This is a genomic window from Acidovorax sp. FW305-C-20-28, assembly GCF_058783375.1.
This window is the reverse complement of sequence record NZ_JBYSYM010000035.1, coordinates 1-20,112: the sequence shown is the minus strand read 5'-3', so window position 1 is coordinate 20,112 and position 20,112 is coordinate 1. Positions and strand designations below refer to the sequence as shown.

Annotated in this window: 20 protein-coding genes and 1 riboswitch; of the genes, 13 read left to right on the top strand and 7 right to left on the bottom strand. The window is 67.8% G+C overall.

Annotated elements, in window-relative coordinates:
- Nucleotides 1-70: 70 nt before the first annotated feature.
- Nucleotides 71-304: a hypothetical protein gene (locus AC3WOH_RS28930; protein WP_492232759.1), complete on the bottom strand. Its 234-nt coding sequence runs from the start codon at nucleotides 302-304 to the stop codon at nucleotides 71-73.
- A gap of 230 nt (nucleotides 305-534) precedes the next feature.
- Nucleotides 535-1,461 (bottom strand): LysR family transcriptional regulator, encoded by a 927-nt coding sequence (locus AC3WOH_RS28925; RefSeq protein ID WP_492232758.1) that lies wholly within the window; start codon nucleotides 1,459-1,461, stop codon nucleotides 535-537.
- A 209-nt stretch (nucleotides 1,462-1,670) separates the two neighbouring features.
- On the opposite strand from AC3WOH_RS28925, the gene AC3WOH_RS28920 reads away from it, so the two are divergent.
- The 3 genes from AC3WOH_RS28920 to AC3WOH_RS28910 all read left to right on the top strand — a co-directional run bounded on the left by AC3WOH_RS28920 (nucleotide 1,671) and on the right by AC3WOH_RS28910 (nucleotide 6,041).
- On the top strand, nucleotides 1,671-2,870 hold the full coding sequence (locus AC3WOH_RS28920; protein ID WP_184856682.1) for an acyl-CoA dehydrogenase: 1,200 nt from the start codon (nucleotides 1,671-1,673) through the stop codon (nucleotides 2,868-2,870).
- A gap of 105 nt (nucleotides 2,871-2,975) precedes the next feature.
- Entirely contained in the window at nucleotides 2,976-4,229 is a 1,254-nt protein-coding gene (locus AC3WOH_RS28915) for a CaiB/BaiF CoA transferase family protein (protein ID WP_492232757.1), read from the top strand.
- Between the two features lie 210 nt (nucleotides 4,230-4,439).
- The gene (locus AC3WOH_RS28910) at nucleotides 4,440-6,041 is read left to right on the top strand and encodes a methyl-accepting chemotaxis protein (RefSeq protein ID WP_492232756.1); all 1,602 of its coding nucleotides are present in this window, start codon (nucleotides 4,440-4,442) and stop codon (nucleotides 6,039-6,041) included.
- Nucleotides 6,042-6,073: 32 nt separating this feature from the next.
- Here the strand turns inward: AC3WOH_RS28910 and AC3WOH_RS28905 are convergent, their stop codons facing one another.
- From AC3WOH_RS28905 to AC3WOH_RS28895, 3 genes are all read right to left on the bottom strand, one after another.
- Nucleotides 6,074-6,589 (bottom strand): 6,7-dimethyl-8-ribityllumazine synthase, encoded by a 516-nt coding sequence (locus tag AC3WOH_RS28905; protein ID WP_492232755.1) that lies wholly within the window; start codon nucleotides 6,587-6,589, stop codon nucleotides 6,074-6,076.
- A gap of 184 nt (nucleotides 6,590-6,773) precedes the next feature.
- Nucleotides 6,774-6,947: riboswitch (FMN riboswitch) on the bottom strand.
- A gap of 84 nt (nucleotides 6,948-7,031) precedes the next feature.
- Entirely contained in the window at nucleotides 7,032-7,517 is a 486-nt protein-coding gene (locus tag AC3WOH_RS28900) for a hypothetical protein (protein ID WP_492232754.1), read from the bottom strand.
- 123 nt (nucleotides 7,518-7,640) lie between these two features.
- Nucleotides 7,641-8,618 (bottom strand): LysR family transcriptional regulator, encoded by a 978-nt coding sequence (locus tag AC3WOH_RS28895; RefSeq protein WP_492232753.1) that lies wholly within the window; start codon nucleotides 8,616-8,618, stop codon nucleotides 7,641-7,643.
- Between the two features lie 146 nt (nucleotides 8,619-8,764).
- Between AC3WOH_RS28895 and AC3WOH_RS28890 the strand changes: the two genes are divergently transcribed.
- From AC3WOH_RS28890 to AC3WOH_RS28860, 7 genes are all read left to right on the top strand, one after another.
- The gene (locus AC3WOH_RS28890; protein ID WP_492232752.1) at nucleotides 8,765-9,775 is read left to right on the top strand and encodes a TRAP transporter substrate-binding protein; all 1,011 of its coding nucleotides are present in this window, start codon (nucleotides 8,765-8,767) and stop codon (nucleotides 9,773-9,775) included.
- 68 nt (nucleotides 9,776-9,843) lie between these two features.
- Complete coding sequence (locus AC3WOH_RS28885; RefSeq protein WP_492232751.1) at nucleotides 9,844-11,625, top strand: IlvD/Edd family dehydratase; 1,782 nt, start codon at nucleotides 9,844-9,846, stop codon at nucleotides 11,623-11,625.
- A 51-nt stretch (nucleotides 11,626-11,676) separates the two neighbouring features.
- Nucleotides 11,677-12,891 (top strand): fumarylacetoacetate hydrolase family protein, encoded by a 1,215-nt coding sequence (locus tag AC3WOH_RS28880; protein WP_492232750.1) that lies wholly within the window; start codon nucleotides 11,677-11,679, stop codon nucleotides 12,889-12,891.
- 24 nt (nucleotides 12,892-12,915) lie between these two features.
- Complete coding sequence (locus AC3WOH_RS28875; RefSeq protein ID WP_492232749.1) at nucleotides 12,916-13,500, top strand: TRAP transporter small permease; 585 nt, start codon at nucleotides 12,916-12,918, stop codon at nucleotides 13,498-13,500.
- On the top strand, nucleotides 13,497-14,777 hold the full coding sequence (locus AC3WOH_RS28870; RefSeq protein ID WP_492232748.1) for a TRAP transporter large permease subunit: 1,281 nt from the start codon (nucleotides 13,497-13,499) through the stop codon (nucleotides 14,775-14,777). Before AC3WOH_RS28875 ends, AC3WOH_RS28870 begins: the two co-directional genes overlap by 4 nt.
- A 112-nt stretch (nucleotides 14,778-14,889) precedes the next feature.
- Nucleotides 14,890-15,210, top strand: coding sequence for a hypothetical protein (locus tag AC3WOH_RS28865; RefSeq protein WP_492232747.1), 321 nt, complete (start codon nucleotides 14,890-14,892; stop codon nucleotides 15,208-15,210).
- 95 nt (nucleotides 15,211-15,305) lie between these two features.
- Complete coding sequence (locus AC3WOH_RS28860; RefSeq protein WP_492232746.1) at nucleotides 15,306-15,821, top strand: low molecular weight protein tyrosine phosphatase family protein; 516 nt, start codon at nucleotides 15,306-15,308, stop codon at nucleotides 15,819-15,821.
- 32 nt (nucleotides 15,822-15,853) lie between these two features.
- On the opposite strand, the gene AC3WOH_RS28855 is transcribed toward AC3WOH_RS28860, so the two are convergent.
- On the bottom strand, nucleotides 15,854-16,789 hold the full coding sequence (locus AC3WOH_RS28855; protein ID WP_492232745.1) for a class I SAM-dependent methyltransferase: 936 nt from the start codon (nucleotides 16,787-16,789) through the stop codon (nucleotides 15,854-15,856).
- Between the two features lie 70 nt (nucleotides 16,790-16,859).
- Entirely contained in the window at nucleotides 16,860-17,501 is a 642-nt protein-coding gene (locus AC3WOH_RS28850) for an NAD(P)-dependent oxidoreductase (RefSeq protein WP_492232744.1), read from the bottom strand.
- 109 nt (nucleotides 17,502-17,610) lie between these two features.
- Between AC3WOH_RS28850 and AC3WOH_RS28845 the strand changes: the two genes are divergently transcribed.
- The 3 genes from AC3WOH_RS28845 (at nucleotide 17,611) to AC3WOH_RS28835 (ending at nucleotide 19,924) form a co-directional block, all read left to right on the top strand.
- Nucleotides 17,611-18,513, top strand: coding sequence for a LysR family transcriptional regulator (locus AC3WOH_RS28845; RefSeq protein WP_492232743.1), 903 nt, complete (start codon nucleotides 17,611-17,613; stop codon nucleotides 18,511-18,513).
- Nucleotides 18,514-18,636: 123 nt separating this feature from the next.
- Nucleotides 18,637-19,044 (top strand): hypothetical protein, encoded by a 408-nt coding sequence (locus AC3WOH_RS28840; protein ID WP_492232742.1) that lies wholly within the window; start codon nucleotides 18,637-18,639, stop codon nucleotides 19,042-19,044.
- Nucleotides 19,045-19,063: 19 nt separating this feature from the next.
- A complete protein-coding gene (locus tag AC3WOH_RS28835; RefSeq protein ID WP_492232741.1) occupies nucleotides 19,064-19,924 on the top strand; it encodes a LysR family transcriptional regulator in 861 nt (286 codons plus the stop codon).
- The last annotated feature ends 188 nt before the right edge of the window (nucleotides 19,925-20,112 follow it).

The window sequence follows — 20,112 nt, the reverse complement described above, 5'->3', positions numbered from 1 at the left end:
AGGCACGCAACGCGCACCCCGGCGGCATGCCCCTGGCCGGGCTCAGGGCCCCGGGGGGGCGACGTCGCTGTCAGTTGTTTTGTCGGCGCACCAGGTGGCGGCCCGTCTCGGTGATGCTCAGCTGGCCCGAGGCATTCTTGGCGATGTAGCCATGCTCGTACAAGCGCCCGGACATGTGCTCCTTCATCGCGGATATCACGCTGATGTTCTCGATTTCGAGGTGCTTCAAGGTGGCGAGTTCGTCCACCGTGGGCTCGAAGACAGGGGCATGGTAGGTGGCGTTGTAGTTGGCATTCAACAGCATGGCGGCTCCTTGGTGAAATAGTGAAGGTATGAGGTGCCTGCAATTCCCAGGGCTGCTGCCTTGGGGGCTTGCACTGGGTATGACACCGCAGCACCGCAGTTGTTCCGTTCCACTTTTCCAATCGGGCTGTAGGACCAGGGAGATCAGCCCATCTCCATGCGTCGACCGCCCGCACCACCAGGGTAGACCTGTACGCTGCCGCGCGCAAGCGGGTGCGCCCTCGCCAGCGCTCAAGGCGCCTGCGCCGCCTCCAGCAGCCATTGCGAAAACGCCGCCAGCACCGGCGACTGCACATGCGCCGGGCTCACCAGGTAGTAGCCGCGCTCGCCCTGCAGCGGCCGGTTGCAGGCCACGACCAGCTCGCCGCGCGCCAGCTCGGCCTCGATCAGCAGGGGCGGGATCAGTGCCACGCCCATGCCGCAGGTGGCGGCCACGGCCAGCATGGAGAACAGCTCGTAGCGCGGGCCGTCGAGCGCATGGGGCGCCTCCACGCCCATGGCCTCGAACCACTGGCGCCAGCCGTAGGGGCGCGTGCTCTGCTGCAGCAGGGGCAATTCGGTCAGCACCTGGGGGGCCACAGGCTGGTAGGCACGGCCCAGGCCGCGCTGGGCGGCGGCTTCGAGCAGGCGCGGGCTGCACACGGGCACCACGTCCTCGTGCATGAGCAACTGCGCGGTGATGCCGGGCCAGTTGGCCACCTGCTCGGCCGTGCCGGCATACAGCGCGGCGTCGAAGGGCGCATCGGCAAACAGAAAGGGCCGGGTCTGCGTCTCGATGTGGACCACGATGTCGGGGTGCTGCTGCGCCAGCTGCGGCAGGCGCGGAATCAGCCAGCGCGTGGCAAAGGTGGGCACCGCCGCCAGCGACAAGGTGCCGCCCTGGCCCTGGTGGGCCATCACGTCCAGCGTATCGCGCTCCAGCCCCTGCAGCCAGCGCGCCACCTGGCGGCCGTAGTGCGCGCCAGCCGGGGTGAGCACCACGCCGTGGCGCGTGCGCCGGAACAGGGCCACGCCCAAGAATTCCTCCAGCGCCTGGATCTGGCGCGACACGGCGCTTTGCGTGAGCGACAGCTCCTGTGCGGCGCGGGTATAGCTTTCGTGCCGGGCGGCGACTTCGAAACAGGCCAGGGCCTGGGTGGAGGGGATGTTACGGCGCATGCTGAAAAGGAACTTTTAGTCACGTCCAAAGCAGTTCTGCATAGTGAACGCCTGGACATCCAGTATTCCATACATTCCAAAAATGCATTTCTGGATGAAAAGAACTCGCTTGCGGCCGGCACGGCACAGGCCTACGATGGCCTCCATTCGCAGCACGGCCCCGTACCGTGCCCTCCTCTTTCATCTGCATCTTCACGGAGACACGCACCATGGCCAAAAACGCCGCTTTCCATTGGGACGACCCCTTTCTTCTCGACCAGCAACTGAGCGACGACGAACGCATGGTCCGCGACGCGGCGGCTGCCTACTGCCAGGACCGGCTGGCACCGCGCGTGCTCGAGGCCTTCCGCCACGAGAAGATGGACGTGAGCATCTTCCGCGAGATGGGCGAAGTGGGCCTGCTGGGCCCCACCATCCCCGAACAGTACGGCGGCCCCGGCCTGAACTACGTGGCCTACGGCCTGATCGCCCGCGAAGTCGAGCGCGTGGACTCGGGCTACCGCTCCATGGCCAGCGTGCAGAGCTCGCTGGTGATGGTGCCCATCTATGAATTCGGCACCGAAGCCCAGCGCCAGAAGTACCTGCCCAAGCTGGCCAGCGGCGAGTGGATCGGCTGCTTCGGCCTGACCGAACCCGACCATGGATCCGACCCCGGCAGCATGGCCACGCGCGCCTACAAGGTGGACGGCGGCTACAAGCTCAAGGGCAGCAAGATGTGGATCACCAACAGCCCCGTGGCCGACGTGTTCGTGGTCTGGGCCAAGGAAGTGTCCGAAGGCGGCGCCGTGGGCCCCATCCGCGGCTTCGTGCTGGAAAAGGGCATGAAGGGCCTGACGGCCCCCGCCATCCACGGCAAGGTGGGCCTGCGCGCCAGCGTGACAGGCGAGATCGTGATGGACGATGTGTTCGTGCCCGAAGAAAACGCCTTCCCCGAAGTGCAGGGCCTGAAGGGCCCCTTCACCTGCCTGAACAGCGCGCGCTACGGCATCGCCTGGGGCGCGCTGGGCGCGGCCGAGTTCTGCTGGCACACCTCGCGCCAGTACACGCTGGACCGCAAGCAGTTCGGCCGCCCCCTGGCCGCCAACCAGCTGATCCAGAAGAAGCTGGCCGACATGCAGACCGAGATCGCCATCGGCCTGCAGGCCTGCCTGCGCCTGGGCCGCATGAAGGACGAAGGCACGGCCGCCGTGGAAGCCACCTCCATCATCAAGCGCAACAGCTGCGGCAAGGCGCTGGACATTGCCCGCCTGGCCCGCGACATGATGGGCGGCAACGGCATCAGCGACGAGTTCGGCGTGGCCCGCCACCTGGTGAACCTGGAAGTGGTGAACACCTATGAAGGCACGCACGATGTGCATGCGCTGATCCTGGGCCGTGCGCAAACCGGCATCGCTGCTTTCAGCAACTAAAACCGACAAGGGCGCCCCGCGCGCCCTGCCCCTCTTGCGGCCGCTGCTCCATGCACCATGGTGCAGCGGCCGTCTGTCCTTTCACGATTTGCCGTTTTTGACCTTATGACCACACCTCCTGTCGGCGCCCTCGATGGCATCAAAGTCCTGGACCTCTCGCGCGTGCTGGCGGGCCCGTGGTGCACGCAGATCCTGGCGGACCTGGGTGCCGACGTGGTCAAGGTGGAGCGCCCCGGCGCGGGCGACGACACGCGCCACTGGGGCCCTCCCTTCCTGAAGGATGCCGAAGGCAACGACACCAACCAGGCCAGCTACTTCACCGCCTGCAACCGCAACAAGCGCTCGGTCACCATCGACATGGCCACGCCCGAGGGGCAGCAGCTGATCCGCGACATGGCGCTGCAAAGCGACATCGTGGTGGAGAACTTCAAGGTGGGGGGCCTCAAGCAATACGGCCTGGACCACGCCAGCCTGCGCGCGCTGAACCCGCGCCTGATCTACTGCTCGGTCACCGGCTTCGGGCAGGACGGACCGTACGCCGAGCGCGCGGGCTACGACCTCATGATCCAGGCCATGACCGGCATGATGAGCATCACCGGCAAGGCCGACAGCGAGCCTGGCGGCGGCCCGCTGCGCGTGGGTGTGGCGCTGACCGACCTGTTCACCGGCGTGTACGCCAGCACGGCCATCGTCGCCGCGCTCAATGTGCGCCACCGCACGGGCGAGGGCCAGCACATCGACATGTCGCTCTTGGACGTGGGCATGGCCATTCTGGCCAACCAGGCCTCGGGCTTTCTGGCCACGGGCCATGCGCCCACGCGCCAGGGCAATACCCACCCCAGCCTGGCGCCCTACCAGGACTTCCCCACGGCGGACGGCTCCATGCTGCTGGCGATTGGCAACGACGGCCAGTTCGCCCGCTTCTGCGCCGCTGCCGGCCAGCCTCAGTGGGCCAGCGATGAGCGCTTTGCCAGCAACACGCTGCGCGTGAAGCACCGCGCCGCGCTGATCCCCGCAATGGAGGCCGTGACGCGCACACGCACCACGGCCGACTGGGTCACCCTGCTCGAAGACAAGGCCGTGCCCTGCGGCCCCATCAACACCATTGCCCAGGCCTTCGACGACGCGCAGGTCAAGGCCCGCGGCCTGGCCGTGGCCCTGCCGCGCTGGAAGGACGGCGAGGTCGGCGACGGCGTGGCCAGTATCACCGGCGTGGCCAGCCCGCTGCGCCTGTCGGCCAACCCGCCCATGCTGCGCAATGCGCCACCGGCCCTGGGACAGCACACCGACGAGGTGCTGGCCGAACTGGGGCTGGATGCGGCGCGCATCGCGCAGCTGCGCGCCAGCGGCGTTCTGTAGCCCCGGCGACCCCTCCGCCCCCAGGCCTGGCCTTGCACGCCAGGCCTTTTTTCATCACGGTAGGCAATGACCGCCCGTCGGCCGGGCTCCAAAAAAGTCGGACACAAAGATTTACAACGCCCATAATGCAGTGGAGCGCTCCGGCGTCCCCACGCGCATGGGGAGCCCATGCCCTGCTGTGGTGATCTGTGGAATCCAAGGAGTCCCGTCATGAAGCTCAGCCTCAAGCTCCCCCTGGCCTTTACCGCGTCGCTGCTGCTGCTGTTTGCGGCCGCCCTGTTCGGCATCAGCCGCCTGAACCAGGCACTGAACACCTACGAGACCACCGTGGCACAAAGCCACGAGCACGAGCGCATGGCCTCGGACGTGCTCAACGGCTTCAAGGTGCAGGTGCAGGAATGGAAGAACGTGCTGATCCGCGGCAAGGACCCGGCCCAGCTCACGCGCTACTGGGGCGCCTTTGAAAAGCAGGAAAAATCCGTCAACGACCAGGCGCAGAAGCTGCTAGCCGCCCTGCCCCCGGGGGAGGGGCGCGAGCATGTGGCGAAGTTCGTGCAGGCGCACGAGCGCATGGGCGCCGCCTACCGCAAGGGCTTCGAGGCCTTCAAGGCCGCCGGGCACGATGTGGAGGCTGGCGACAAGGCCGTGCAGGGCATGGACCGCGAGCCCTCGCAGTTGCTCGACAAGGCCGGTGAGCTGATCGGCAAGGCCAGCACCGAGGTCGCCGACCAAGCGGCCGCCACCGCATCGCGCGCCACCAGCATCAGCCTGGTGGTGATGCTGGTGGTGTGCGCTCTGGGCATAGGCGGGGCCATCGTGTTCAGCCGCACGGTGACACAGCCGCTGGGCAATGCCGTGCTGGTGTCCCAGGCCGTGGCCGGTGGCGACCTCACGGTGGCCACCGCGGTGAACGGCCGGGACGAGATCGCCCAGTTGCTCAACGCCCTGCACGCCATGCAAGGCAGCCTGTCGCGCGTGGTGAGCAATGTGCGCACCAACGCCGACAGCGTGGCCCTGGCCAGCGCCGAGATCGCCCAGGGCAACAACGACCTGAGCGCCCGCACCGAGCAGCAGGCCAGCGCGCTCGAAGAAACCTCGGCTTCGATGGAAGAACTCAACTCCACCGTGCAGGCCAATGCCGACAACGCCCGCCAGGCGAATCAGTTGGCGCTCAACGCCTCCACCGTGGCCGTGCAGGGCGGCGACGTGGTCTCCGAGGTGGTGCAGACCATGAAGGGCATCAACGACAGCAGCAAGAAGATCGCCGACATCATCTCGGTGATCGATGGCATCGCCTTCCAGACCAACATCCTGGCCTTGAACGCAGCCGTGGAAGCCGCCCGCGCAGGCGAGCAAGGCCGCGGCTTTGCCGTGGTGGCCAGCGAGGTGCGCAGCCTGGCCGGGCGCAGCGCGGAAGCCGCCAAGGAGATCAAGAGCCTGATCACCGCCAGCGTGGAGCGGGTCGAGCAGGGCAGCACTCTGGTGGACAAGGCCGGCGCCACCATGACCGAGGTGGTCAGCGCCATCCGCCGCGTAACCGACATCGTCGGCGAGATCAGCGCCGCCAGCAGCGAGCAGAGCGCGGGCGTGTCCCAGGTGGGCGAAGCCATCACGCAGATGGACCAGGCCACGCAGCAAAACGCGGCGCTGGTGGAAGAAAGCGCGGCCGCGGCGGACAGCCTGAAAAACCAGGCCCAGCAACTGGTGCAGGCCGTGGCGGTGTTCCGCCTGCACCCGGGTGCCGCGCAGGCCCCGGGCGAGAGCACACCCGCAGCACCCCGGCACCAGGTGCCCCGGCTGGCGGCGGGCTGAGCACCGGGCGGCTGCAGCCCGCCCTGCCCTCCTCAATCCCCGTGGGCGGGCTCCAGGGCGCGCAGATGGGACATGGTGGCCAGACAGGCCTGGGCCACTTCCGTGCCCTTCTTCACGAAGTGCTCGCGGAAGAAGCGCACATGCTCTTCATGCTCATGGAAGTCGCGCGGCGTGAGCACGGCGCTCATCACGGGCACCTCGGTGTCGAGCTGCACGCGCATCATGCCGTCGATGACGGCGGTGGTCACGAACTCGTGGCGGTAGATACCGCCGTTGACCACCAGGGCGCAGGCCACGATGGCGTCGTAGCGGCCGCTCTTGGCCAGCTTCTTGGCCAGGAGCGGGATCTCGAACGCGCCGGGTACGTCGAAATGCTCGATCTGGCTGGATGCCAGGCCGCCGCGGGCGAATTCCGCCACGGCCGCATCGCGGGCCTGGTGGACGATGTCCCGGTGCCAGCTGGCGCAGATCACCGCAACGCGTTCGCCGCGCGGGGCGCCGCTGCCGGCAATGGCCGTGACTGCTTGGGGAGGGAGAGGCTGATTCATGGATTTTCTCGAAACGAAGAAAAGGATTACCAGAATCAGGGCGCGCGCGAACGAACAAGGCGGCTGCACAGGCGCTGCGCACGCGCGGGCCACCACCGTCCACGGCCGCCGACCCGAAGGCCGGCCGCACCGAAGCGGCAATGCATCCACGCGGGCGCCCACACCGGCGGCAGGGCCCATGGTTTCGCGATCTCTTTCATCCGGACTGTGACCGTCGGCTCTGGCATCGCACCAGATCTGCTGACCCCGCAGCGGCATGTGCCGCAGCGGGCGCTCGCGGGCTCCTGCGCCGCGCCGGATGGCCCAGCACGGCACAGATACCGCCGGTGGGGAATTGCACCCCGCCCTGAGAACGCTGCCGGACCGAAGGTTTTCAGTCCGACGAAATCATTCTAGGGCAAACCCTGAGACCTTGCAGTCGCCGGCATGACCGTCAGCGGGCTCAGCGGGGTTTCTCGAAGCCGCCCTCGGCCCAGGCCGTGGCACTGCCCACGCTGAGCTTGAAGTTCGGTGGCACCGGCACGCGCGCGATCTCCTCGCCCAGTTCGTCCTCGGCGCTCAGCGTGGCCGTGGCGCCCTCCTCGTCGGGCACGATGGCCAGCGCCACGCGCAGGCGCTGGCCCTGCGACGTGGTGATGCGGACGTTCTTGTTGAGCTGCGCATGCAGCTGCTGCTCATGGCGGCGCAGCACCTCGCTGGCCGTCTTCACCAGCGTGTTGAAGGCCGAGACGTCGAGCGGCTTGGGGTTCTTCTTGTCGCGGCCCATGGTCCACGGGCCCACCAGCGCGGGCTCGGCCTCGCCATGCAGGGTCATGGACACGGCCCAGCCATCATCGTCTTCGTTCTTGATGACGCGCGCCATCCAGCGCTCGTCGCTCCACAGGCGTGCTTCGTTGATGGGTTCGGGGATGTCCTGGTGGTCTGGCATGGGGGAAGTCCCGCAAGGATTCAATGGGAGAAAGGGCGCAGAGCATACCGGCCGGTGGCAGCGTCCCGTTTCCAATAACCTTCTGTTATCGATGGAGTGCCCGAGGCACTGCAGGCGGCTCGTTCACGGCGCAGCCTCGGTGGGCAGCGCAGCCACCGCGCGCAGCACGTCGATGAAGGCCTGCGCGGCGGGCGTCGGCGGCTCGCCCAGCCGCGTGATGAGGCCATAGTCCGGCATGCGGTCCGGCAGTTCCACGGGGATGCGTGCCAGCAGCCCCTTCTGGATGTAGCGCTCGACCAGTGCCGCGGGCTGCAGGGACAGCATGTCGGTCGCCTGCATCATCTCCAGCGCGAACAGGAAGGAAGGGGTCTCGACCACCCCCGAAGCGAGCGCCAGCCCGTTGCGCCCGAAGATGTCGTCGGACACCTTGCGCAGGGCCGTCGAGGGCGGGTAGAGAATCCAGGGCCAGTGGGACAGCTCCGCCATGCCCATGTCGCGCACGCCGCGCAGCGGGTGGTGCACGCCCGCCACCACCTGCAGCGGCTCGCTGGACAGGCGCTCGTACTGGAACTGCGTTCGCTGCGCGTCGTCGGTGAAGCGGCCGATCATGAGATCGATCTTGCGCTCTGCGAGCCAGTCGATGAGCTGGTCGCTGCTTTGCTCCAGCACCTTGAGCACCAGCAGGGGGCGCAGCCGCTGGATCTCGGCCACGGAGGCGATCAGCACATGGGCCGCAGACCCGGTGATGGCGCCGATCGTGAGGTGGCCATGCCCTCCCTGCTTGAGCGCATTGAACTCTTCGACAAATTTGCGGTGCCCTGCCAGCGAGGCAGCGGCATAGCGCAAGGTGAAAAGGCCCAGCTCGTTGGGCCGCATGCCGCGCGAGAGGCGCTCGAACAGCCGCGATTCGAGGATCTCCTCGATGTCCATCAGGATCTTGGTGGCCGCTGGCTGCGTGATGTGCATCTGCTCGGCCGTCAGGCGCAGGTTGCGCGTCTGGCCCAGGATGTCCAGGAACTGCAGGTGCCGGAAACGCAGCCGAGCGCAGGCCTGGGCCAGGGACAGGGGTTTACCCGGAAAGGGGCCTGAAGTCATAAGCATCTGGAATGGATGCTAGCAAAAAAGTGAGTGGACCAGGAGCGGCCCGAAACCTACTCTCTGCCTGCGTTCACGAGGATCCACCAGAGATCCGAGGGCGCCGACGGGCCCGCCCGGCGTGTCCAGCCATTCCATATTTGGAGACAAACATGACATTCAAAGCACTGGCCCTGGCGGCCACGATCCTGGCCGCCGTGGCCGCCCCGGCTTCGGCCCAGACCAAGGAGCATGTGTTCAAGGTCGGCATCGGCCTCAACGATGACCATCCCCAGGCGCTGGCCGTCAAGCACTTTGCCGAGCAGTTGTCGGCCAAGAGCGGTGGCAAGCTGGTGGCCCGGCTGTATGCCAGCGGTGCCCTGGGCAACGACGTGACCATGACCTCGGCGCTGCGCGGCGGCACCCTGGAGATGACGGTGCCCGACAGTTCGACCCTGATGTCGCTGATCAAGCCCTTCGGCGTGCTGAACCTGCCCCTGACCTTCAACAACGAGCAGGAGGCCGATGCCGTGCTCGACGGCCCCTTCGGCCAGAAGCTGCTGGCCAGGCTGCCCGAAAAAGGCCTGGTGGGCCTGGGTTTCTGGGAGAACGGCTTTCGCCATGTGACCAATTCGCGCCGCCCCATCACCAAGGCCGACGACCTGGCCGGCCTGAAGCTGCGCGTGATCCAGAGCCCGCTGTTCCTGGACACCTTCAACGCCCTGGGCGCCAACGCCACGCCCATGCCCTTCACCGAGCTGTACTCGGCGATGGAACAAGCGGCCGTGGACGGCCAGGAGAACCCGCCCGCGACGATTCTGTCGAGCAAGTTCTACGAGGTGCAAAAGCACCTGGTGCTCTCGCGCCACATGTACAGCGCCTGGGTGCTGCTGATCTCCAAGAAGGCCTGGGACGGCCTTTCGCCCCAGGAGCAGAAGATCATGCAGGAGGCCGCGCGCGAGGCCACCCTGTTCGAGCGCAAGACCATCCGCGCCTTCGGCGACAAGGCCCTGGGCGAGCTCAAGAAGGCGGGGATGCAGGTGACCGAGCTGCCCCCGGCCGAGCAGGCCCGGATGCGCACCAAGCTGCAGCCGGTGCTGGCTAAGTACGGCAAGGAATTCGGCGAGGAGACCACCGGCGAGCTGAACGCCGAACTGGCCAAGGTGCGCGGCACCGCCAAGTGATCCCGAACGGCACGGCCTGGACAGCGACGCCTGCGCCGGCCCTTTTTCTCATTTGCTGAATGCACCCCATGGACAAGAAACCCAGCCGCCCATTCCGCTCGCGCGAGTGGTTCGCCGCCCCCGAGCGCTCGGACATGACCGCGCTGTACCTCGAACGCTTCATGAACTACGGGCTCACGCCCGAAGAGCTGCGCTCGGGCCGCCCCATCATCGGCATTGCGCAGACCGGTAGCGACCTCTCGCCCTGCAACCGCATCCATGTGGACCTGGCGCGGCGCGTGCGGGACGGCATCCGCGATGCCGGCGGCATTCCGATGGAATTCCCGGTGCACCCGATCTTCGAGAACTGCCGCCGCCCCACGGCCGCGCTGGACCGCAACCTGGCCTACCTGGGCTTGGTGGAGATCCTGTACGGCTACCCCATCGATGCCGTGGTGCTGACCACGGGCTGCGACAAGACCACGCCGGCGGGGGTCATGGCGGCCTCGACCGTGGACATCCCGGCCATCGTGCTGTCGGGCGGGCCCATGCTGGACGGCTGGCACGACGGCGAATTGGTGGGCTCGGGCACCGTGATCTGGCGCAGCCGCCGCCAGTTGGCGGCCGGAGAGATCGGCGAAGAGGAATTTCTGCAGCGAGCCTGCAGCAGCGCGCCCTCGGCGGGCCACTGCAACACCATGGGCACGGCCTCGACCATGAACGCGGTGGCCGAGGCCCTGGGCCTGTCACTACCGGGCTGTGCCGCCATTCCCGCGCCCTACCGCGAGCGCGGCCAGATGGCCTACGAGACCGGCCGGCGCATCGTCGAGATGGCTTTCGAGGACCTGCGGCCCTCGCGCATCCTCAGCCGCGACAGTTTTCTCAACGCGCTGTCGGTGGTCAGCGTGGCGGGCGGTTCGAGCAACGCGCAGGTGCACATCATGGCCATGGCGCGGCATGCCGGTGTGGACCTGCGGGCCCAGGACTGGACCGAGCACGCCTACGACCTGCCGCTGCTGCTCAACATGCAGCCGGCCGGCAAGTTCCTGGGCGAGCGCTTCTTTCGCGCCGGCGGTGTGCCGGCCCTGATGTGGGAGCTGCAGCAGGCCGGGCGCCTGCACGGAGACTGCCTGAGCGTGACCGGCAAGACCGTGGCCGAGAACCTGCAGGGCCGCGAGACGCGCGACCGCGAGGTGATCTTTCCCTTCGGGGCGCCCCTGATGCACCAGGCCGGCTTCCTGGTGCTCCGGGGCAATCTGTTCGACTTCGGGATCATGAAGACCTCGGTGATTTCCGAGGCCTTTCGCCAGCGCTACCTGAGCCGGCCCGGGGCCGAAGGTGTCTTCGAAGCTCGGGCCGTGGTGTTCGATGGCGCCGACGACTACCACGCGCGCATCAATGACCCGGCGCTGAACATCGACGAAGGCTGCATCCTGGTGATGCGCGGCGCCGGGCCCATCGGCTGGCCGGGTTCGGCCGAGGTGGTCAACATGCAGCCGCCCGACGCCCTGATACGCCGCGGCATCACCACATTGCCCACCCTGGGGGATGGGCGCCAGTCGGGCACGGCCGACAGCCCTTCGATCCTCAATGCCTCGCCCGAGAGCGCGGCGGGCGGCGGCCTGTGCTGGCTGCAGAGCGGCGACACGATCCGCATCGACCTCACGGCAGGCCGCTGCGATGCGCTGGTGTCGCCCGAAGAGATTGCACGCCGCCGCCGCGAGCTGCCACCGCCCCCGGTGCCCCGCAGCCAGTCGCCCTGGGAGGCGCTGTACCGCGAGAAGACCGGGCAGTTGGTCGATGGCGCAACGCTCGACTTTGCCCTGGGCTTTCACCGCATTGCCGAGAACACGCCGCGCCACAACCACTGACCAGCCACCGAAGGTGGGCGGCACCGATTTCGAACCTTCAAGGACTTTACGATGAGTGACACAACAGCGGCCGCCGTGGCCGGTGCGGCGACGCACGCCCACATCCTGCCCCACGACGGCCTGGCCGGCACCTTGGTGGGCCGCGCCTGGGTGGATGGCAGCCCGCCCGGGCCCGCCGTGGTGGCGCTGCGCGCCGATGGCGTCTACGACCTGAGCCAGCACTACCCCACCATGAGCACCCTGCTGGACACGCCCCGGCCCGCCGAGGCGGCGCAGGCGGCCCCGGGCCGCTACCTGTGCAGCGTGCCCGAGCTGCAGGCCAACAGCCAGCCCGGCATGCGCGACTCGGCCCGACCCTGGCTGCTGGCACCCTGCGACCTGCAGGTGGTGAAGGCCGCTGGCGTGACTTTCGCCGCCAGCCTGATCGAGCGGGTGATCGAAGAGCAGGCCCGGGGCGACGCCAGCCGCGCCCAGGGTCTGCGTAGCCAGGTGGTCGGCCTGATCGGCGACAGCCTGGCCGATATCCGGCCGGGCTCGGAACAGGCCATGGCCCTGAAGGCCCTGCTGCAGCAGCAAGGTCTGTGGTCGCAGTACCTCGAAGTGGGCATCGGCCCCGACGCCGAGGTCTTCACCAAGGCCCCGGTGCTGGCCTCGGTGGGCACGGGCGAAGCCATCGGCATCCGCGCCGACTCGGCCTGGAACAACCCCGAGCCCGAGGTGGTGCTGGCGGTCAACAGCCGGGGCGAGATCGTGGGCGCGGCCCTGGGCAACGACGTCAACCTGCGCGACATCGAGGGCCGCAGCGCGCTGCTGCTGGGCAAGGCCAAGGACAACAATGCCTCGTGCGCCATCGGCCCCTTCTTGCGCCTGTTCGATGCCGGCTTCGGCATGGACCAGGTGCGCAGCGAGACGGTGCACCTGCGCGTGGAGGGCAAGGACGGCTTCGCGCTGCGCGGCATCAACACCATGGCCAGCATCAGCCGCGACCCGGCCGACCTGGTGGCCCAGACCCTGGCCGCGCACCAGTACCCCGACGGCTTCATGCTGTTCCTGGGCACGTTGTTCGCCCCCACCGAGGACCGCGGCCAACCCGGCGGCGGCTTCACGCACCAGTTGGGCGATGCAGTCACCATCCACAGCGCCTGGCTCGGCGCCCTGCACAACACCGTGACCCACAGCGAGACGGCACCGCCCTGGCGCTTCGGGATCCGGGCCTTCATCGCCAACCTGGCGGCGCGCGGCTTGCTGCACGAAACGCAGCTCTGACGTCCAGCCCACAAGGAGCCAAGCATGCTCGACCGCTTCATCGACCGCTACGTGCGGGCCATCAACCTGCTCATCGCGCTGGCGCTGGCCGCCATGGTGGTGCTGGTCTTCGGCAACGTGGTGCTGCGCTACGTCTTCAACTCCGGCATCACGGTCAGCGAAGAGCTGTCGCGCTGGCTGTTCATCTGGATCACCTTCCTGGGCGCGGTGGCGGCCCTCAAGGAGAACGCCCACCTGGGCACGGACATGCTGGTGTCCCGGCTGCCCGTGAAGGGCAAGAAGGTCTGCATGGTGCTCGGGCAGGTACTGATGCTCTACCTCACCTGGCTCTTCCTTGCCGGCAGCTGGAAGCAGATGGTGATCAACTGGGACGTGGAGGCACCAGTCACCGGCGCCTCGATGGCCTTCTTCTACGCCTCGGGCGTGGTGTTCTCGGTGTGCGCCGGCTTCCTGCTGGCGCTGCAGTTGCTGCGTGTGCTGACCGGCAAGGTCCGCGAGGACGACCTGGTGATGGTCAAGGAATCCGAAGAACAGGCCGAGCTGGAAGCCCTGCAGGCCGAACTGGCGCGCGAGAACGCCGCCACGCAAAAGCCGGAGGCAAGAACATGACCGTGCTGATCTTTCTCGGCGGCCTGCTGGGCGCCATGGCGCTGGGCATTCCCATCGCCTACGCGCTGCTGGCGGCCGGCGTCGGGCTGATGTGGCACCTCGACCTGTTCGACGCCCAGATCCTGGCGCAGAACTTCATCAACGGAGCGGACAGCTTTCCACTCCTGGCCGTGCCCTTCTTCATGCTGGCGGGCGAGATCATGAACGTGGGTGGTCTGTCGCAGCGCATCGTGAACTTTGCGCTGGCGCTGGTGGGCCACGTCAAGGGCGGCCTCGGGTATGTGGTGATCCTGGCCGCCTGCCTGCTGTCCTCGCTGTCGGGCTCGGCCGTGGCCGACGCCGCGGCCCTGACGGCACTGCTGCTGCCCATGATGGTCAAGGCCGGGCACAAGAAGGAGGTGTCGGGCGGGCTGATCGCGGCCTCGGGCGTCATCGGCCCCATCATCCCGCCGAGCATCGGCTTCGTGATCTTCGGCGTGGCGGCCAATGTGTCGATCAGCAAGCTGTTCATTGCTGGCATTGTTCCCGGCATCATGATCGGCATGGGCCTGGCGGCCACCTGGTGGTGGGTGGGGCGCAAGGAGGCCCTCGCCTTGCCCGAAAAGAAGAGTGCGGCCGAGATCTGGCGCGCGGCCCGCGAATCGGTCTGGGCGCTGACGCTGCCGGTGTTCATCCTCGTGGGCCTGCGCATGGGCGTGTTCACGCCGACCGAGGCCGCCGTGGTGGCGGCGGTGTACTCGCTGTTCGTGGCCAGCGTCATCTACCGCGAGCTGCCGCTGTCCGCCTTGCTGCCGATCTTCACCACCGCGGCCAAGACCACCGCCGTCGTGATGTTCCTCGTGGCGGCGGCCATGGTCTCGTCCTGGCTCATCACGGTGGCCAACCTGCCTGCGCAGATGGTGGAACTGCTCAAGCCCTTCATGGGCAACCAGACCCTGCTGCTGATCGCGATCATGGTGCTGGTGATGCTGGTAGGCACCGCCATGGACATGACGCCCACCATCCTGATCCTGACGCCGGTGCTGATGCCCGTCATCAAGGCAGCGGGCATCGACCCGGTCTACTTCGGCGTGCTGTTCATCATCAACAATTCGATCGGCCTGGTCACCCCGCCGGTGGGCACCATCCTGAACGTGGTGGCTGGCGTGGGGCGCATGAAGATGGACGAGGTGACGCGCGGCGTGCTGCCCTTCATGGCCGCCGAATTCGCCGTGATGTTCATCATGGTGCTGTTTCCGCAGACGGTGCTGGCGCCGCTGCGCTGGCTGACGGGCTGAGCTGACAACGGGGTACAGCGGGCCGGGGATTGCCAGAATTTTCTGGCTGCGCACAGGATTTTGGCTTGCAATGCTTGCTCCACCGCCGCCAACCACCCTGGAGATATGCGCCATGCCCGATTTCTACATGCCCCTGTCCGGCCCCGTGAACCAAGCCTTCCAGTACTGGACGAAGATGACGATGGGCCAGGTGGGCCTCATCAACATCAATATGGGCAAATCCTCGGACCCCGCGCTGGAGCAGAAGATCATCGAAGACGTGGGCAGCTATGGCCGCCAGATCGGGCAATTGAGCGATGCGCTCATGGCTGTGCTGCAGCACATGAAGACCGATTCCTGGGACGAAGCGTCGAAAGACGCCGTGGCGGCCTTCCGCCTGCAGGTGAAGGAAGTGGCGAAGCTCAAGGAGCGCCACGCCCGCGCCATCCAATGACCCTGCCGGGATGTTGCAGGCGCCACACACCCGGCTTGGAAGCACGTCGCAGTGGCGCTACAGTCCGCCGATGACCCCACTGCGACCTCTTGTGCATGCCCCCTGACCCCCAGCGCGACCGGGACTGGAAAATCCGCTACCGCCAGGCCGTGCAACGCGCGCGGGCGCCCAGCCCTGAACAGCTCGCCGCCGCTGGCGAACCACCTCCCGGCCCACTGCGGCAAGACCGCCAGCGCCATCCTGGGCCACCACCCGAACCGCGCCTGCAGGTGCTGTTCATCTGCAGCCGCAACCAATGGCGCAGCCCCACCGCCGAAAAAGTCTGGCGCAACCACCCGCAACTGTCCGTGCGCTCTGCGGGCACCAGCCCCCATGCGCGGCACCATGTGTCCGAACAGGACCTGAACTGGGCGCAGGCCATTTTCGTGATGGAAGAAAAGCACAAGTCGCGCCTGCTGGCGGAGTTCGGCCGCATCATTGAACATAAGCCTATCCACGTGCTCGATATACCCGACGAGTACCGGTACATGGACCCGAATCTGGTGGCAGAGTTGGAGCGCTCGGTCGGTGCCATTCTGGGCTTCGATGACGGCACCGCTCAGCCCCCATAGTCCCTGCCTTGCAGGTACCTGGCTGCGGACGGTCAGTCTGTGAGACGGTAGGCCAACACCTTGAGCGAGCGCTCTTCGGATACATCGGCGAACACGGCGGGATTGGCCACACGCTCTACAAACTCCAGCTCCGGTGCGATCTCGCGCATCTGGTCCTTGAGGAAGGCCGTGTCCAACTCGGGCGCATTCAGGCACAGCAGCGCATGGCCGCCCGGGGCCAGCAGGTCGGGCAGGCGGCGCATCAGGCGCGCGTAGTCCTTGGTGGCAACAAAACTGCCGCGCTGGAAGCTCGGCGGGTCCACGATCACCAGGCCATAGGGCCCGCCGCGCGTGATCTTGCCCCAGGTGGAGAAGATGTCGTGCGCGAGGAAGCTCGCGCCCGTGGTGAGGCCATTGAGCTGGTGGTTCTGCTGGCCGATGGCGATGGCGCCCTGGGCCATGTCCACATTGACCACCTGTTTGGCGCCCGCCTGCAGGGCCACCACCGAGAAGGCGCAGGTGTAGGCGAACAGGTTGAGCACCTTGAGACCGTAGCGGTCGGTGCTGCGCGCGGCCGCGTAGTCGCGCACCCAGCGGCGGCCCTCAGCCATGTCGAGGAACAGGCCGTGGTTCTGGCCGCGGGCCACATGCACGCGAAAGCGCGCGCCCTGCTCGCTCACCACATGCGGGTCGGGCACGCTGCCGGCCATCAGCCGGGTCTCGCTGCGGCCCTCGTGCCGGGTCTGGAAGACCCAGTTCAGCGGCTCGCCCGGGTGCAGTTGCTCCCAGCGCGCAGCCAGGGCCGCGCCGACAGCGGCCAGGTCTTCCTCGGCCACGGGCGCGAAGCTGGTGAGCACCCACACGGGCGGGAACACGTCGAGCACCCAATGCTCGCAGCCCGGGAAAAGGCCGCCGCGGCCATGGAAGATGCGCTGGGCGTCGGTGGGCAGGGGGGCCATCGTGGCGATGGCGTTCAACAGGGCGTGCATCGAAAGGAAGGGGGAAACGGGAGCAGGGAGTGTATGCACTCCAGCCCCAGGCCCCCTCCCTTGCGGACGATCAGCTCGCCACAGTGAAGCGCTGCTGCAGGTGGCGCGGGTTCTCCAGTTCGTCGGCGATGGCCACGGCCAGATCGGCCACGCTGATGCCGCCGGGGGCTTCGCCGTTCATCAGCGGCGCATCGGTGCCCAGGCGGTACTGGCCGGTGCGCTCGCCCGGGGCCAGCAGGATGGGGGGCGACAGGAAGGTCCAGTCCAGCGTGCTTTCGTTGCGAATCAGGTTGAGCGCCTCGCGCGCCGCCAGGGCGCCGGCCTTGTATTCGGTCGGGAAACCGGGCGTGTCCACGAGTTGCACGCCGGGTGCCACGTACAGGCTGCCCGCGCCGCCCACCACCAGCAGGCGCTTGACGCCGGCCTGCTTGACGCCGGCATAAATGGCGCGCGTGCCGATGAGGAACTGGTCGTGGATGTCGGGCACGGTCCAGCCAGGGTTGTAGGCGTTGACCACGGCATCCTGGCCGGCCACGGCCTGGGCAACCTGGGCGGCGTCCTGGGCATCGGCCTGCACCACGGTGAGGCCGTCGCGCGCGGCGATCTTGCCGGGGTTGCGGGCCAGGGCGGTCACCTGGTGCTGGCGGAGCAGCAGTTCTTCGAGCACGGCCGAGCCGACAAAGCCGGTGGCACCGATCAGGGCGATTTTCATCAGGAATCTCCGTTGGTTGAAGCGATGGAGTGAGAATAGGGGCTTGTCAAAGAAGGCGGTAGAGGCCAAAAAATGCCTTCACCTTGAAGTACAGCTTCACGAACACCCGATGGAAGACCTCAAACGCATGGCCGTGTTCGCCGCCGTGGTGCAGCACGGCTCGATGAGCGGGGCGGCGCGCGCCCTGGGCATGAGTACCTCGGCCGTGAGCCAGCAGGTGCGCAAGCTCGAAAGTGACGGCGGCGTGACCCTGCTGCACCGCTCCACGCGCCAGTTGGCGCTGACCGAGGCCGGCCAGCGCTACCACGCGCGCTGCGCCGCCATGTGGGCGGCGGCCGAGCAGGCGCGGGCCGAGCTGGCGGCCTCTCGCGATGCGCCGAGCGGCGAGCTGCGCCTGTCGGCCACGGTGGGCTTTGCGCGCCACATCGCACCAGCCCTGGGCGACATGCTGGCGGCCCACCCGGCGCTGCGTCTGCGCCTGCTGGTGGACGATGCGCCCATCGACCTCATCAACGCACGCATCGATCTGGCCGTGCGCTTTGGCCGGTTGCAGGATTCGAGCTGGGCGGCGCGCCGCCTGTGCGCGATGAACGTGTACCTCTGCGCCTCGGCCGACTGGGTGGCGCGCCATGGCCTGCCCCAGCACCCCGACGCCCTGCTCTCGCACGCCTGGCTGGGCCTGGTGCGCGATGGCGAGGGCATGTTCGCCGAGTTGCGCAACCGCCAGGGCGAGGCCCGCGCGCTGCGTGTGGAGCCGCGCATCGCCAGCAACAACCAGCTGTCGCTGCAGCAGATGTGCGAGGCCGGCCTGGGCGTGGCCATGCTGGGCAGCAGCGACGTGCACGAGGCCCTGCAGTCGGGCCGGCTGGTGCGCCTGCTGCCGCAGTGGGACCTGGGCATGCTCGACGTCTGGGCCGTGACGCCCCAACGCGACGCCCAGCCGGCCAAGGTGCGCCAGGCGATCGCGGCGCTGCATGGCTACCTGCGCCAGGTGCCCGGCATGCTCGATTGAGCCCCACCGGGGCCCTTGGACATCCCTCGGTTTTTTATCGCCTCGGGCCATAAATTCCATCGTTGTGCGGGCGCGGGGGCCTGCCTACAGTCGCGGCTTCTTTCTTCCCCAAGGAGCCTTGCCATGACGTCGAACCCCGCCACCCCCATCTATCCCATCGACCAGGTGATCGCCGCCTTCGCGCGCGGCGATGTGCCCACCCTGCTGGCCCATGTGGCCGATGGCGTGGACCTGCGCATCGACCACTACCAGGATGGCGCGGACACCAGCTGGCAGGTCGCCCGCGACAAGCAGGGCCTGATCGCCGTGCTGCAGCGTCTGGCGGTGGAAGTGTTCCCGCGCGGCACGCAGATCCTGCACATCCACAGCCAGCCGCTGGGCAACGACTGGGTGCTCACGCAGTTCCACCAGCGCTTCTTTTATGCGGTACAACAGCGGGAGGTGGAAAGCCTGACCTGGATCGTGAGCCATTCGCAGAACGGACAGGTGGACTACTTCCGCGAAAACGTCACCACCATCACCCCGGTCTGATTGATACCGCCCTTGATCCATGCTGTTTGACCTGCGCGCGCTCGGCTACTTCGTGGCGGCCTACGAGGAGCGCTCGGTGACGGCGGCCGCGCGGCGCTGCTTCGTGGCGCAGCCGTCGATCAGCATGGCCATCAAGGGGCTGGAGGACGCACTCGACACCGTGCTGTTCGAGCGCAGCCGCAATGGCCTGGCGCCCACGCCCGAGGGCCACCGCCTGTACCCGCGCGCCTGCAGCCTGCTGGCAGACGCGGGCGCCATGGTGCGCGATTTCCGCGAGGCGCCGCGCGAGACTGTGCGCATCTTCCTGCAGGACGCCCTGCTCGTGGGCCCGGCCGCGCCGCTGCTGGCGCAGCTCGAGCAGCATCTGCCCCAGGCCCTGGTCCGCCTGACCGCCAGCGCAGACGATGCCCGGTTGCGCCTGGTAGCCGAGCACTGCAAGGCACAGGGCGACACCTTTTTCCCGCTGTGGCGCGAGCCCTATGTGATGTTGGTGCCCGGCGGGCACCCGCTGCGCTTCAAGAAGCGCTTTGGCGTGGCAGACCTTGCGGGCCTGCCGCTGATCGAGTGGCCGCACTGCCCGCTGCACCAGTCCTTCATCCGCCTGCTGGCGGAGCAGGGCATTGCACTCACGGTGCGCGCCAGCGCCGAGCGCGAGGAACTGCTGCTGCACATGGTCGACGCCGGCATCGGCCTGGCCGTGGTGCCGCAATCGCACGCCGCCCATGCGCGCCAGGCGGTGGCGCGGCCGCTTCATGGTGCGCTGGCCTTCGACCGGCACATGGGCCTGGCCTGCGATGCCTCCGACGCCCCCATGCTGGCGCTGCTGGGCCTGCTTGCCGCAGGCGCAACCGCACCGGCCCCACTGTCGAGCGCCGCATAGGGCGTGTCATCGTTCATTTCTCCCCCGCGAAAGCCTGCAGCGCGGTGCAGTACAAGGCGCCCTGAGTGCCGCGTAGCACCGCTACGCAAGCGAAGGGCAACGCCGCAATGCGCCGCGCTGCAGGCTTTCCCTTCGGGCTGGCCCCGGCATGCGGCGTCTGCTTTGTCGCACGGCTTGCCCATAGTCCA

What these genes read in the sequence shown, in the direction of transcription:
- AC3WOH_RS28930 (WP_492232759.1), bottom strand. Translation starts at nt 304, where the DNA reads ATGCTGTTGAATGCCAACTACAACGCCACCTACCATGCCCCTGTCTTC.
- AC3WOH_RS28925 (WP_492232758.1), bottom strand. Translation starts at nt 1,461, where the DNA reads ATGCGCCGTAACATCCCCTCCACCCAGGCCCTGGCCTGTTTCGAAGTC.
- AC3WOH_RS28920 (WP_184856682.1), top strand. Translation starts at nt 1,671, where the DNA reads ATGGCCAAAAACGCCGCTTTCCATTGGGACGACCCCTTTCTTCTCGAC.
- AC3WOH_RS28915 (WP_492232757.1), top strand. Translation starts at nt 2,976, where the DNA reads ATGACCACACCTCCTGTCGGCGCCCTCGATGGCATCAAAGTCCTGGAC.
- AC3WOH_RS28910 (WP_492232756.1), top strand. Translation starts at nt 4,440, where the DNA reads ATGAAGCTCAGCCTCAAGCTCCCCCTGGCCTTTACCGCGTCGCTGCTG.
- AC3WOH_RS28905 (WP_492232755.1), bottom strand. Translation starts at nt 6,589, where the DNA reads ATGAATCAGCCTCTCCCTCCCCAAGCAGTCACGGCCATTGCCGGCAGC.
- AC3WOH_RS28900 (WP_492232754.1), bottom strand. Translation starts at nt 7,517, where the DNA reads ATGCCAGACCACCAGGACATCCCCGAACCCATCAACGAAGCACGCCTG.
- AC3WOH_RS28895 (WP_492232753.1), bottom strand. Translation starts at nt 8,618, where the DNA reads ATGCTTATGACTTCAGGCCCCTTTCCGGGTAAACCCCTGTCCCTGGCC.
- AC3WOH_RS28890 (WP_492232752.1), top strand. Translation starts at nt 8,765, where the DNA reads ATGACATTCAAAGCACTGGCCCTGGCGGCCACGATCCTGGCCGCCGTG.
- AC3WOH_RS28885 (WP_492232751.1), top strand. Translation starts at nt 9,844, where the DNA reads ATGGACAAGAAACCCAGCCGCCCATTCCGCTCGCGCGAGTGGTTCGCC.
- AC3WOH_RS28880 (WP_492232750.1), top strand. Translation starts at nt 11,677, where the DNA reads ATGAGTGACACAACAGCGGCCGCCGTGGCCGGTGCGGCGACGCACGCC.
- AC3WOH_RS28875 (WP_492232749.1), top strand. Translation starts at nt 12,916, where the DNA reads ATGCTCGACCGCTTCATCGACCGCTACGTGCGGGCCATCAACCTGCTC.
- AC3WOH_RS28870 (WP_492232748.1), top strand. Translation starts at nt 13,497, where the DNA reads ATGACCGTGCTGATCTTTCTCGGCGGCCTGCTGGGCGCCATGGCGCTG.
- AC3WOH_RS28865 (WP_492232747.1), top strand. Translation starts at nt 14,890, where the DNA reads ATGCCCGATTTCTACATGCCCCTGTCCGGCCCCGTGAACCAAGCCTTC.
- AC3WOH_RS28860 (WP_492232746.1), top strand. Translation starts at nt 15,306, where the DNA reads ATGCCCCCTGACCCCCAGCGCGACCGGGACTGGAAAATCCGCTACCGC.
- AC3WOH_RS28855 (WP_492232745.1), bottom strand. Translation starts at nt 16,789, where the DNA reads ATGCACGCCCTGTTGAACGCCATCGCCACGATGGCCCCCCTGCCCACC.
- AC3WOH_RS28850 (WP_492232744.1), bottom strand. Translation starts at nt 17,501, where the DNA reads ATGAAAATCGCCCTGATCGGTGCCACCGGCTTTGTCGGCTCGGCCGTG.
- AC3WOH_RS28845 (WP_492232743.1), top strand. Translation starts at nt 17,611, where the DNA reads ATGGAAGACCTCAAACGCATGGCCGTGTTCGCCGCCGTGGTGCAGCAC.
- AC3WOH_RS28840 (WP_492232742.1), top strand. Translation starts at nt 18,637, where the DNA reads ATGACGTCGAACCCCGCCACCCCCATCTATCCCATCGACCAGGTGATC.
- AC3WOH_RS28835 (WP_492232741.1), top strand. Translation starts at nt 19,064, where the DNA reads ATGCTGTTTGACCTGCGCGCGCTCGGCTACTTCGTGGCGGCCTACGAG.